Origin of the sequence: Gilliamella sp. App6-5, from assembly GCF_001690525.1 — a bacterium.
Lineage (GTDB): Bacteria > Pseudomonadota > Gammaproteobacteria > Enterobacterales > Orbaceae > Gilliamella > Gilliamella apicola_H.
This window is the reverse complement of the sequence record NZ_LZGT01000075.1, coordinates 1-12,240: the sequence shown is the minus strand read 5'-3', so window position 1 is coordinate 12,240 and position 12,240 is coordinate 1. Positions and strand designations below refer to the sequence as shown.

Annotated in this window: 12 protein-coding genes and 4 tRNA genes; 11 read left to right on the top strand and 5 right to left on the bottom strand. The window is 35.2% G+C overall.

All coding sequences use genetic code 11. From position 1 onward, the window contains the following. Positions 1–192: 192 nt before the first annotated feature. From A9G24_RS09120 to A9G24_RS09105, 4 genes are all read right to left on the bottom strand, one after another. Positions 193–801: a tetratricopeptide repeat protein gene (locus A9G24_RS09120; protein WP_065638735.1), complete on the bottom strand. Its 609-nt coding sequence runs from the start codon at positions 799–801 to the stop codon at positions 193–195. Between the two features lie 254 nt (positions 802–1,055). Beyond that, positions 1,056–1,131 (bottom strand) — tRNA-Lys (locus tag A9G24_RS09115). A gap of 9 nt (positions 1,132–1,140) precedes the next feature. Continuing rightward, positions 1,141–1,216 (bottom strand) — tRNA-Val (locus tag A9G24_RS09110). 34 nt (positions 1,217–1,250) lie between these two features. Beyond that, a tRNA-Val gene (locus A9G24_RS09105) sits at positions 1,251–1,326 on the bottom strand. A 203-nt stretch (positions 1,327–1,529) separates the two neighbouring features. Here A9G24_RS09105 and A9G24_RS09100 point away from each other — a divergent pair. The 6 genes from A9G24_RS09100 (at position 1,530) to tusA (ending at position 5,821) form a co-directional block, all read left to right on the top strand. Further along, the gene (locus A9G24_RS09100; RefSeq protein WP_065638734.1) at positions 1,530–2,477 is read left to right on the top strand and encodes a PilN domain-containing protein; all 948 of its coding nucleotides are present in this window, start codon (positions 1,530–1,532) and stop codon (positions 2,475–2,477) included. After that, positions 2,467–2,940, top strand: a complete 474-nt coding sequence (locus A9G24_RS09095) for a hypothetical protein (protein ID WP_065638733.1) — start codon at positions 2,467–2,469, stop codon at positions 2,938–2,940. Before A9G24_RS09100 ends, A9G24_RS09095 begins: the two co-directional genes overlap by 11 nt. A 62-nt stretch (positions 2,941–3,002) precedes the next feature. After that, entirely contained in the window at positions 3,003–3,308 is a 306-nt protein-coding gene (locus A9G24_RS09090; RefSeq protein WP_065638732.1) for a hypothetical protein, read from the top strand. After that, on the top strand, positions 3,301–4,638 hold the full coding sequence (locus tag A9G24_RS09085) for a secretin N-terminal domain-containing protein (protein ID WP_081303146.1): 1,338 nt from the start codon (positions 3,301–3,303) through the stop codon (positions 4,636–4,638). Before A9G24_RS09090 ends, A9G24_RS09085 begins: the two co-directional genes overlap by 8 nt. 120 nt (positions 4,639–4,758) lie before the next feature. After that, complete coding sequence (locus A9G24_RS09080; protein WP_065638731.1) at positions 4,759–5,565, top strand: Cof-type HAD-IIB family hydrolase; 807 nt, start codon at positions 4,759–4,761, stop codon at positions 5,563–5,565. A 19-nt stretch (positions 5,566–5,584) separates the two neighbouring features. After that, a complete protein-coding gene (gene tusA / locus A9G24_RS09075; protein ID WP_065638730.1) occupies positions 5,585–5,821 on the top strand; it encodes a sulfurtransferase TusA in 237 nt (78 codons plus the stop codon). Positions 5,822–5,867: 46 nt separating this feature from the next. On the opposite strand, the gene A9G24_RS13370 is transcribed toward tusA, so the two are convergent. Further along, the gene (locus A9G24_RS13370) at positions 5,868–6,272 is read right to left on the bottom strand and encodes a protein YgfX (RefSeq protein ID WP_081303145.1); all 405 of its coding nucleotides are present in this window, start codon (positions 6,270–6,272) and stop codon (positions 5,868–5,870) included. Between the two features lie 245 nt (positions 6,273–6,517). Here A9G24_RS13370 and A9G24_RS09070 point away from each other — a divergent pair, with 245 nt between their 5' ends. The 5 genes from A9G24_RS09070 (at position 6,518) to A9G24_RS09050 (ending at position 11,866) form a co-directional block, all read left to right on the top strand. Then, on the top strand, positions 6,518–9,058 hold the full coding sequence (locus tag A9G24_RS09070) for a PBP1A family penicillin-binding protein (RefSeq protein WP_218056279.1): 2,541 nt from the start codon (positions 6,518–6,520) through the stop codon (positions 9,056–9,058). A 13-nt stretch (positions 9,059–9,071) separates the two neighbouring features. Beyond that, positions 9,072–9,635: a 16S rRNA (guanine(966)-N(2))-methyltransferase RsmD gene (gene rsmD, locus A9G24_RS09065; protein ID WP_065638729.1), complete on the top strand. Its 564-nt coding sequence runs from the start codon at positions 9,072–9,074 to the stop codon at positions 9,633–9,635. After that, a complete protein-coding gene (locus A9G24_RS09060; protein ID WP_065638728.1) occupies positions 9,635–9,892 on the top strand; it encodes a DUF1145 domain-containing protein in 258 nt (85 codons plus the stop codon). Before rsmD ends, A9G24_RS09060 begins: the two co-directional genes overlap by 1 nt. 71 nt (positions 9,893–9,963) lie before the next feature. After that, a tRNA-Gly gene (locus A9G24_RS09055) sits at positions 9,964–10,039 on the top strand. A gap of 336 nt (positions 10,040–10,375) precedes the next feature. Continuing rightward, on the top strand, positions 10,376–11,866 hold the full coding sequence (locus tag A9G24_RS09050; protein WP_065638727.1) for a hypothetical protein: 1,491 nt from the start codon (positions 10,376–10,378) through the stop codon (positions 11,864–11,866). The last annotated feature ends 374 nt before the right edge of the window (positions 11,867–12,240 follow it).

Genomic DNA, 12,240 nt, shown 5'->3' with positions numbered 1-12,240 from the left:
TTTTGCTTTTAATTGAAAATATTATTTGATACTCGACCAATTGTCTTACCCAATATCAATGGAGAGCGTTAAATAGAATAAGAAATCATTACTTTTATTGGGTTATGCTTTCTTTGATGCATTGAATTATTCTATTATCGTTATTTTAATGATGCTAATAGAATAAAATAGCATTCCGTCATTTATTTAATATTAATCACAACCGCAATCATTATTACTAGCTTGTTTTTTCTTGGCTTGCTGTTTGGCTACAATAGCATTAACCTTTTTTGTTACAATAGTTAAATGATCTTTTGCATCAGAATAGTTTTGCTCAGCAGCCTTAGCAAACCATTGTTTGGCTTTAAAATAGTTCTGTTTTATGCCAGTTCCATTGTAATAGAGCGTTGCTAATGTATATTGCGCAACGGCATTTCCTTTTTTAGCCGCTTTTGTATCCCACTCAATGCCTTTTAAATAGTTTTGCTTTGTGCCTTGCCCGTTATAGTACAATAAAGCTAAACTGTGTTGAGCAGCAATATGGCCTTGATTGGCCGCTTTTTCAAACCACTCTTTTGCCTTAATATAATCAGGTTGTGCTTTTGATTGTTGTTCAAAGCCATCTTCAATGCCTTTAAATTGACGTTTTTTAGTATATGAACCATCGGTATATATAAGGCCCAAATGATATTGTGCTTCGGCATCATTTTGTTCGGTTGCTTTTTGATATTCCTGATTAAAATCAAACAATGTTTGTTGATCAGCATTAGCAGCAATACTAAAACATAAAACTAGTGATAGTTTTGCAAGAAACTTTAGCATACGACTTCCTTAAAAAATAAATAACTTAATCATTTTATCGCATTTATTTGTTTAGTATAGCGTAATTAATTGCGTTGTTTAGTGATTCAATATTGGTGTTATGAAATGGACTATCGTGAGCCTCATACTTTCAAAGTCAACACTGTGTGTTGTTCAAATTCGTTCCAGACAAATTTGTCGAACTCTGGCGTTATCATCATTTTTTTTGTTTAGATTAGGTAATGTTTATTGATTAAGTGTAGGTACTATTAAAATGGTGGGTCGTGAGCGATTCGAACGCTCGACCAACGGATTAAAAGTCCGCTGCTCTACCGACTGAGCTAACGACCCATCTGAAGATGGTGGGTGATACCGGGTTCGAACCAGTGACCCCCTCCTTGTAAGGGAGGTGCTCTCCCAACTGAGCTAATCACCCCACTGTTTCATTGCTGAAACGTCACGGTAAAGATTGGTGGGTGATACCGGGTTCGAACCAGTGACCCCCTCCTTGTAAGGGAGGTGCTCTCCCAACTGAGCTAATCACCCTTACCGTGTGGATGTGCATTATAAGGCACGTCTTATTTCAGTCAACCTTTTTTTTTAAATTTCTTTAAAAATAACCTCGTTCGATTTAATTTTAAACATTTTTTGGGTGTTAGTTCTCAAAAATAACTTTTGTTTATTTTTATTTAGAATAGGGTGATTATGATGAAGTGAAGTTGTTATCAGAAATAAGAAGATATTCCATCATGATCTTTAATAAAGAACGCGTCATTATGTATGTGGAACCGGCAATTTTACGTTATAAGATAGTAAGTACAGCTAAGCAAAACAATACATTAACAGCTAGCAAAGATTTAATAACATTCAATTACCAAAATGTCGCTGATGTCGATGTTTTTATTGATGAGTTACGAAAAAAAATTTCTGGGCGTGCTGAGTTTGAGCTTAATTTGGATAGCAATTTGATTCAAGTGCAACAACTAACCTTGCCCGATGTAAAGCTAAATGTCGGTGAATTGATTTTGTATATTGAAGCAAACATTTATAAATTATTTCAATTGCCAGCTAAAAGTGTGTTTTTTGATTTTGTTTTAAATGAGCAAACCAAACAAGTTACGGTGATAATAGTTGAACGCCATTATATTGAAAATTGGATTAATCTTTTTAAAAAGTATGCACTACTATTAACATTTGCAGGTTGCCGATTTGAAAATACTAAAGTTAACTTTTTACCTTGGCGGCAAGAAAAACACACCAAACATCAACAACAAATGTTCGGTGCGATTGTCGGTTTTATCGGCATAATCAGTTGTGTATTCTGTTATTTGTGGATACAAGCACGAAATGATCGACAAAATTATGATAAAAAATTGTTACACCAGCAAGGGATAGCACAAGCGCTAACCGAAGAATTATCTAATTATTTGCCTAATCCATCATTAAGCCAAAAACAAATTCATCAATCTTTAATACTGCTTTCAAAGCAGTTACCTTCCGTAATTTGGCTTGAATCTTTTTATTATGAACCACAAAAAGTAAGGATTGAGGGACAAAGTTTTAGTTATGTCGAGCTGACTAATTTTAATCAAAGTTTGTTAATGCTGAAAAATATAAGTCATAGCCAAGTAAAAACTATCTCAACCAATAAAAATAATCTATTTTTTGAAATGGAAATAAAACTTAATGAACAGTAATTTTTTTTATCGTCCAATTTGGCAACAATATGGGGTTTGTATTTTATGTTGCTTGGTGTTTTTTGCTATCGTTTATCTTCTTTTTATTAAAGATATCCAGCAACAAGCTATGCTAAAGGCTAAATTATATCAGCAAAAAATTACTGAAACTAAGTTGCTACAGGCAAAAGTAAATCGTTATCAGGCAAGTAAAAATACTTTATATAGCGTAATATCAGAAAAAGAACTGGCACAGGTTTTCGAGAAAAATCATCTTGCATTACGTTCCTTTAAACATTATCAAACGGGTAATATGGTTAATTGGGATATCGAATTAGAGGGGCAATTTGGCGATTTTATTAATTTAATTTCATCATTGACAAATGATTTTTATTTTCTTGATTTTCAAAATCTAAAAATCAGCAAACAAGAACAGCAGTTACAGATCATGTTTACTTTATTGTTTAAAAAGGGCATAGAGTGATGTGCTGTATATATAAGTACCTCTGGTTATTGTGTGTTATCTGTTTTGAGCTAAAGGCTAGTATGCTTTTAGATCGAGATCCTTTTCAACAAAATTATTCAGTTTCTTGTAGTGAGCAAACAGCGTTACTGCTTGAACAAATTCAAGTTTGGCATTTTAAGGGGCTTATGAAACAAATTGATCAGCAGTATCAGCAGATTTGGTTAGCATCAGATAATCAGTGGTTAGCAATAACCGATAATGTGGTGCCAAATGTTTTGTTTCCTTGGTCTGTACAATCTTTACTAAATGATAAAATTATGTGGCAAGCCGATTTACCTGATTATTGCCATAATACTGTGTCATGGACAATGTCATTCAATGAATAATAACAATCCCACAAATCAAGCGTATAAAAGGCTAAATCAAAATATTAGCAGATTAATTAATACTAAAATAAGTTTGTTAGTCGCGATAGTTTTTGCATTTGTAACAATTGGCATAAATGCTACTTATGCAAATATAAATCAATCTTCACATGTCGAACAGCAAAAAAATATCTCCATGACATTTTACCAAACGGACATTGCAATTATCTTACAAGCATTAGCCGATAGTCAGCAGATGAATTTAGTTATGTCAGAAGATTTGTCAATAAAACAAACTATCAAGCTTAACAATGTTGATTGGCACAAAGCGCTAAAGATCATTTTAGACTCAGCAAATTTACAAGCGGAAATTGACGATAATATTTTGTTCGTTTCTAAAGCGATAGATCCTGAAGTTTTATTGCATAAACAACAATTAGAACAAAAAGAAAAAGAGCTAAAGCAATCGCTTAATTCGGTATCTATAGCTGTTAATCATGCCGATCCAACGACCTTAATCGAAACAATTCAACAACAAGGATTATTATCAGAACGAGGTAAGGTTGCGCTTGATAAACGGACAAATTCACTGATCATTACCGATTTACCTAAACAATTTACTCATATCGAAAAATTAGTTAAAACACTTGATAAACCTATGCCTCAAGTACATATTTCAGCGCACATTGTTACTATGAGTGATGAAAGTATGTCTGAGTTGGGGATTAAATGGGGATATGCAGGAAAATCATCGCAATTATTAGATAAGTTTGATATAGGGCTTGGTACTAGTCATCCGACTACAACTGTTGGTTTTAATTTAGCTAAACTATCAGGTAGTTTACTTAATTTAGAGTTATCTGCGCTTGAATCTGAAAATCAGCTCGAAATTATTGCTAGCCCGAATTTACTCACAGCTAATCAAAATATGGCTTCGATAAAACAAGGTACTGAAATCCCTTACGAAGTTGCGAGTGGTAGCAATGGGGCTACATCTATTGAATTTAAGCCTGCGGTGTTGGGGCTAGAAGTTACACCTAAAATTTTATCTGATAATCAGATAATTTTAGATTTACACATTACGCAAAATACAGCTGGTCGTTCAATAAAACGTAGCGATGGTGGTGAGGCGTTAGCTATTGATACGCAAGAGATCAAAACACAAGTTCAAATAAAAAATGGTGAAACAGTAGTGTTAGGTGGAATCTTTCAACAAGTTAACACCAGCGGACAACGAAAAGTTCCAGGTGTAAGCGACATGCCAATTATTGGAAATTTATTTAAACACAATAGGAAAAAACAACAAAAACGTGAGTTAGTTATTTTTATTACGCCACAATTGGTTGAGTAAATGTCAACAGAGTTGTATCATATCTTGGCTTGTTTTAGCCTTTGCTTTGATAAGTAATGCTTGTTTTAAAGTATATTATTTTAGTCGTCATTATTACCATTTATTATAAGAGTAGAGAATATTATGCATGTTGTTGCTTCTGATTTAGACGGTACTTTATTAACTCCTGAACATAGCTTATCGCCTTACACGAAACAAGTTCTTCAAGCGCTTCGTAACAAAGGCATTCATTTTGTTTTTGCAACTGGTAGACACCACATTGATGTCGCTCAAATGCGAGAAAATATGGAAATTGATGCTTTTATGATAACGTCAAATGGCGCAAGAGTACATGATAGCCAAGGCCATTTAGTTTTTAGCCAAAGTATTGAACCATCACTTGCGAGCGAAATAGCTAAAATGAGTATGGAAGATCCTTTAGTTTATACTCATTTATATCGTGGTGATGAGTGGTTAATTAATAAAGAAGATACATATTCATTAGAATTTTATCGAGACACGCAGTTTACTTATCAATTATTTAACCCACTTGATTTTGATACTAACGATATTGCTAAAATTTATTTTACTACCACGGATAATGCACTTTATCCACATTTAGTTCAGCTAAAAAATCGACTAGATGCAAAATTTGGTAATAAAATTAGCGTCGCTTTTTCTACTTTAAATTGCCTAGAAGTGATGGCCGAAAATGTGTCTAAAGGAAGTGCATTAAAAAAAGTGGTTGAAAAACTAGGTTACAGTTTAAAAGAGAGTATTGCTTTTGGTGATGGCATGAATGACTACGAAATGCTAAAAGTGGCAGGTAAAGGCTGTATAATGCAAAATGGTAGCTCAGAGTTAAAGGAATTGTTACCCGAATTAGAGGTAATAGGTTCAAATGCACAAGACGCCGTGCCTCATTACTTAAGTAAACTATTTTTATAATTATCAAATATATCTAAAAATGAATATAATTATTGACAAAGAACTCAATACGCTTGGATTGCGTTGCCCTGAACCGATTATGCTAATAAGAAAATCCATTCGAGAACTTGCCATAGGGCAAGTTCTTTATGTCATTGCTGATGATTTTGCCACAACTCGCGATGTCCCTAGCTTTTGCCGCCATATGGATCATGAATTACTGTCATCGCAAATAGAATCCCAACCCTATCAGTATTGGATTAAAAAATCGCATTAGTTTAACAACTTTTTTGACAAAATTTTCAAGAAAGTAGGTGTTTGCATTAAGTGAAATCAATTTGTTTTAAGTAAAAACGTAATGTTCGCCAGTCATTAGGTTGCAGATTATCAACCATTAACAAAAGCGTACAGCATTTACCGTCATGTCGAGATTTTAACTTCAAGATAATAACATAACGAAATATCAGCGGTTTATACATTAAGTACCAGCGTTGTTTGTGCCAATATATTTGATTGATATAGTGAAATAGCGCAAATTCGTTTTTAATGGTTTTGAAATAACAGATACTACGCCACCATTCTATTATTAATAATATTATAATAATAAAGGTATAAGAATTTAAGGATGTGTTAGCAAACATGACTAGACAAAGCATCATTAGCATGGAATAAAAAAGGGTTGAAATCAGTAATTGCAACTTCGATATACTAAGTTTTATGCTCCACATAATGCTTACTCTAATTAGTGAAAATATAATTATTTCATGATTTTGTTAAAAATTGCTTAAAATAAAGTTAAATATGGGAGATAATACGCACAATTTGGGTGTGATTTAATGGATAAGTGATCAATCATTAGCATTTTCCTTTAATGTAATGTGAAGTCCTTACCAAAAAATAGTTTAACTAAATTTGGCGCAGAGAGAACTCTGAAGCCATTATTTTTGCCTTAAAATTTAGATAGGAAAAATTTGTGATATTAATTAGAGTGTTAAAAATTCTTCTAAAATTACTCATTGGTTTATTTCTTTGTAGCTTAATTATTGGCATTGCTGGTTATGCTCATTATTCTAAAGATTTGCCGGATGTTACTACATTAAAAGATGTTCGATTACAAACGCCAATGCAAGTATTAAGTAAAGATGGTGAGTTAATTGCTATTTTTGGTGAACGGCGTCGAACCCCATTGAAATATGACGAAATTCCACCAATGGTTGTTAATGCTGTCATTGCAACAGAAGATGCTCGTTTTCATGAACATTTTGGCATTGACCCTATTGGTATTGTTCGGGCAATGTATATCGGTTTAAAACATAAAGGATTTTCTCAAGGTGGTAGTACCATCACTCAACAAGTCGCTAAGAACTTTTTCTTAACACCTGAAAAAAGCATATCGCGTAAAGCCAAAGAAGTTATTTTAGCTATCCGTATGGAAAAAGAACTATCGAAAGAAGAAATCATGGCATTGTATCTTAACATGATTAATTTCGGTTCTAGAGCATACGGTGTTGCCGCTGCATCTTATACTTTTTTTGGTAAAACTCCCGATCAGTTAACCATTGATGAAGCCGCTTTATTAGCCGGTTTACCAAATGCACCATCAGCTTACAACCCAATTTCTCATCCAGATCGTGCATTAACTAGACGTAATTGGGTATTAGGACGTATGTTAGACCAATCCTATATCACTCAAGCTGAATATAATGAAGCGATTAAAAAGCCGCTTAGCGCCAGCTATCATTCACCACAAATCGAATTTTCAGCGCCTTATGTCGCAGAAATGGCACGTCAATTTATGTACGATAAATTTGGCGAAAATGCCTATACAGATGGCTATAAAGTTTATACAACTATTTCGAAAACAGATCAAATAGCTGCAACAGAAACGGTACAAAAGCATATTATTGATTATGATATCAGGCATGGTTATCGTGGCGCTGAAAAAGTATTATGGCAACCGAATGAAACCCCATGGGATCTTGAGCAAATCAAGCAAACCCTTGATAAATATATGTGTTATAACGGCATGTGCCCAGCTGTTGTTATGACCTCAGCAGATAAAGAGGCAACAGCGGTATTATCTGATAAAAGCAGTATTACTATTACATACCCGAACATGAAATGGGCTCGTCCATTTATTAGTGATACAAGACAAGGTGCGTTTCCTAAAAAAGTATCTGATACTCTTAAATCAGGACAACTTATTTGGGTTAAAAAAACAGGCGATAATTGGGAGTTAGCACAAATTCCAGCTGTAAATGCTGCACTGGTATCACTTGATTCAGACAATGGGGCAATCAAAGCAATTGTAGGCGGTTATGATTTTAATTTGAGTAAATTTAACCGAGCAACGCAAGCGCTCCGGCAATTAGGTTCAAATATTAAACCATTTATTTATACTTCAACCTTAGAACAAGGCTTAACGATGGCAACACTGCTGAATGATGCACCCATCGTCCGTTCTACGGGGAGTGCAATATGGCGCCCTAAAAACTCACCACCAACCTATGCTGGTCCACTACGCTTAAGAATCGGGTTAGGGATGTCTAAAAATGTAATGATGGTAAGGGCTTTGCGTGCCGTTGGTATAGATTATGCGGCAGATTATTTAGAACGTTTTGGATTCCCAAAAGAAAATATTTCACATAACGAATCGTTAGCGTTAGGTTCGGCTTCGTTTACTCCCCTGCAAGTGGCAAGAGCGTATTCTGTTATCACTAACGGAGGTTACTTAATTACACCATACTTAATTGAAAAGATAGAATACAATAGTGGTACTGGTACAATATATCAACACCAACCGATGATTGCTTGTCACAACTGTGATGATGATGACGTCATTATTGGCTCAACACCAGTATCACTTGATAATGTTGAAAATGAATCAAATGAATCAGATAATGAAGAACCTGAACAAGCCAACCTTAAATCTGATGATGATATTGTATTACCAGATATAAATCTTAATAATAAAACAATTGATGTCACGCCAAAATACGCGCCACATACGATAAACAGTGGAATTGCATTTATTATGAAAGATGGTCTTCGATCTATTGTCTTTGGTGGTTCAGATTGGCAGGGTACGGCATGGCGCGTAAAAGCGTTGGGTAGAAAAGATGTTGGTGGTAAAACAGGGACTACTAACTCATCTAAAGACGTTTGGTTTTCTGGATTTGGTGGCAATATTGTTACAACTGTTTGGATGGGGTTTGATGATCACCGCCGTGACTTAGGTCGAACTTACCGAGCCGAAGCAGGGGCTGTAACCGCAAATCCAATATGGGTTGATTATATGAAAGTTGCTCTAAAAGATGTACCGGTAATAGAAGATGTCAAACCTGAAAATGTGATTTCTGTGACTATTGATCAAAAAACGGGGTTATTACCTCAATCTGGCTCTAGAACAATGTCAGAGTACTTTATAAAAGGTACCGAGCCAACGATTTATGCAACTCAAGAAGTGGGCACGAGAGTAACAGATTCAGAAGGCAACACTTCAGAGCTATTTTGATACAGGATTTAAAATGAATGGTTCAATAAGAATTATTGGTGGAAAATGGCGTGGGCGTAAACTGTCAGTACTTGATAAGCAAGGATTGCGCCCAACCACAGATCGTATTAAAGAAACCCTATATAACTGGTTAATGCCTGTTATACACGATAGCGATTGTTTGGATTGTTTTTCAGGTAGTGGATCATTAGGTTTTGAAGCCGCATCACGAGGCGCCCAAAGTGTTACCTTGCTTGAAAAAGATAAACAAGTTGCACAACAACTCAACAAAAATAAACAGCTTATTTCTAGCGATGTAATCGATATTTATCATACCGACACTTTACATTGGCTAAACAAGCCAGCTATAAAACAATTTGATATTGTATTTATCGACCCACCATTTCATCAAGCATTGGTGGCAAAAACGGTTAGCGAGCTTGAGAATAATAACTGGCTAAAACCATCAGCTTATATTTATATTGAAACAGAAATAGATCATGAATTAACAACTTATATTCCAACTCACTGGTATTTGCATCGCGAAAAAACGGCTGGACAAGTCCATAGTTATCTATTTATACGAGAAGGCAATTAATGTTCATATTTATAGGAAAAGTCTTGTATTCATTGATATGGTTATTTTTAGTATTTAACCTTATCCATCCTTACCCACACCCTGCCAATGTAGTGGCTAATATCGGTTTAATTGCGTTTACGGTTATCCATGGTTTACAAGCGTGGATGTTACACTCAACCATGACAAATCAAGAAAAGCAACAAGACAAATTTAAAGTCTTGCGTTTGTTCTTATTTGGTGTTTTTGAATCACTTAGTTGGAAAGGTAAAAAATAACAATAAAAATAGTTGCTAGATACAAAAATTTTTGTATAATGCTCACCACTTCTTTCTAAGTGCCTCAATAAGCGGGAATAGCTCAGTTGGTAGAGCACGACCTTGCCAAGGTCGGGGTCGCGAGTTCGAACCTCGTTTCCCGCTCCAATTTAACTTCTATAAAATTAGTAGAAATTCAAAAAGAAAGTAGGGTTGTATTGCAATACTATTTACCAAAATAGGTAAAAATAGACGAGTCCAACATAACCTTAAAAAAATTATACCCATACGCATAGTCAATTGAAATTTTAAAAAAATTTCAAGTTTTTTGCCAAAATAGAAACATTTTTCAAAGCTGGCCTTAATCAATTTTATCAAATTTTTTAAGCAAAATGATGGTCAATTTTTTTTTAAACGCTATACTTACAAAAAGCAAAAAGCAATTCAGCTTATTTTAAAAGCCAGAAATTGTAAAAAAGATAAATAATTGATAGATGGAATGTTATGGAAAGACAGTTTAAAGACCAACTGCCCTATGTCTTAAATTTACCAGATAAACACGTTAGAAGAGTTTTCACATTATCATCGAAATTGTTATCAAAAATCCTGAGGGCGTTGGCACCGTTGTTATTATTGCCGTATTCATTGGGCTTACAGGCGTTATCCGCCAAAACTACCGATATAATTCAAGGTACAGCGCCGTATTTAACATTTGATAGTGGTAGAACCAAAGTGACAACAACAGAGGATTTACTTAGTATCAGGCTATCGGATGGTACTCAAATCACACCATCGAACAATCCCTCAACCCCCACGAGCCCAATCACCTTACCTAATGCAGGAGATACTCTTGCTGATATTGACATGATGATACCAGTATCAAGAAATTCCATATTGTTAAGTGACTTAGTAACGCGTTATCACTATTGGGGCGATGATGATGGTGATGGATTAGGCACAAAGGGGGTTATCGCAACAGGTAGTTTATCAATTAAGATTACTGATAAAAATAACCGAGAAATTAACCGTAATGATGCTTTAGATATTTGCAAAGCGCCTTATAAAATGGAGCTAAATAACATGGCTGGCAGTTTAAGTACGCAGTACGGTGTACCAAGCTACAGCATTTTTGATTACGGCACGGCAACATATTATATCAATCCAAATTTACCATCTACAGTTTGCTATGCTAGGCCGAATTTGCAACATGGCACAGGTAGCTTTAAGGGACCTGATTCCATATGGGATTCAGATAAAGGTTTTATCCCGCAATCAACCAATCCCACATTATACGGCAGCAACTTCCCGACCACGGGGGCTGATGGTTTATATTTTGATTTAGACATAAGGGGCATTGATCCGAATCAATTAACTTGGCAACCCGTCACACATGAGGGAATAACTGCCACAGTAACAAGGACAATAGCAAATGATAATTGGATTTCTGACCATCCAGAAGTAGTAACACGAGTCACTTTAACAGGTCCAGAAGCAAGAGCACAAAAGGATAATGTCAATCCTAGTCGAATTAGCAAGCCCAATTTACCAAAGACATTTGAATTAGTAGGTAAAGATAGTGATGGTAATGTAGTCGTAAAATATGGATTTGTATTACGGAAGTGGTTCATCAACCGAGGGGATAAAAGCGACACAGCATCTAATCAAGTTGCATGGTGTCGTAGTTTAGGTTATCGTCTCGCACAGGTTAAGGATCTGACTAACGCAGTTTGTTTTGGTTTGAACTCTGGCAATTATTGTCAAGATGCCATCGGGGCTACACCATCAGCCAGTGATAATTTTTATCAGCGTCAAATAGGTGCTGGATTTTTCACCGAGTGGGATCAAATATTCGATTATGCGGGTATAGATTTCACCCTCTGGTACTGGACAAGTGATACAACGGGAAACCTTCAGTTCTATGTGGGGGTAATGGGCGGTGGTGTGGACAGCTATAACCCAAGTTACCACTACTCAGGTCTTTGCACGACGCCTTAGTTTTTATTTTTAGTCTGTAATACTTGGCGGAAGGGCACAATCAAAGGATGTAACTCTAGCGGAAGGCGGGGGCCCAAACCGTCGATGTTTCGTAAAAAGTAAGCCATATTAACCTTTGGGTGTTATGGAAATTGATATTTTTTCTATAAAAACAGATTGGGTATAACATTGATTTTATTTTTTGTTTTTTTGCAAACTAAGGTAGTTATAGGATGGCTTTTGCGATGATATTTTTTCCATACCTTACCAATGTAACTACCCCCTAAAATAGTACAGCACAAAAGTAGAAAATTCTCTATGATACAAGTAAAGGGGATTTAATGATGAAAAAAATGACTGAACATCAAATCGTCGCTATTTTAAAAGAAGCTGAA

Coding starts and splice junctions, on each gene's coding strand:
- A9G24_RS09085 (WP_081303146.1), top strand. CDS start 3,301: ATGAATAATAACAATCCCACAAATCAAGCGTATAAAAGGCTAAATCAA.
- A9G24_RS09050 (WP_065638727.1), top strand. CDS start 10,376: ATGGAAAGACAGTTTAAAGACCAACTGCCCTATGTCTTAAATTTACCA.
- tusA (WP_065638730.1), top strand. CDS start 5,585: ATGAATATAATTATTGACAAAGAACTCAATACGCTTGGATTGCGTTGC.
- A9G24_RS09095 (WP_065638733.1), top strand. CDS start 2,467: ATGAACAGTAATTTTTTTTATCGTCCAATTTGGCAACAATATGGGGTT.
- A9G24_RS09120 (WP_065638735.1), bottom strand. CDS start 801: ATGCTAAAGTTTCTTGCAAAACTATCACTAGTTTTATGTTTTAGTATT.
- A9G24_RS09060 (WP_065638728.1), top strand. CDS start 9,635: ATGTTCATATTTATAGGAAAAGTCTTGTATTCATTGATATGGTTATTT.
- A9G24_RS09100 (WP_065638734.1), top strand. CDS start 1,530: ATGATCTTTAATAAAGAACGCGTCATTATGTATGTGGAACCGGCAATT.
- rsmD (WP_065638729.1), top strand. CDS start 9,072: ATGAATGGTTCAATAAGAATTATTGGTGGAAAATGGCGTGGGCGTAAA.
- A9G24_RS13370 (WP_081303145.1), bottom strand. CDS start 6,272: ATGTGGAGCATAAAACTTAGTATATCGAAGTTGCAATTACTGATTTCA.
- A9G24_RS09090 (WP_065638732.1), top strand. CDS start 3,003: ATGCTTTTAGATCGAGATCCTTTTCAACAAAATTATTCAGTTTCTTGT.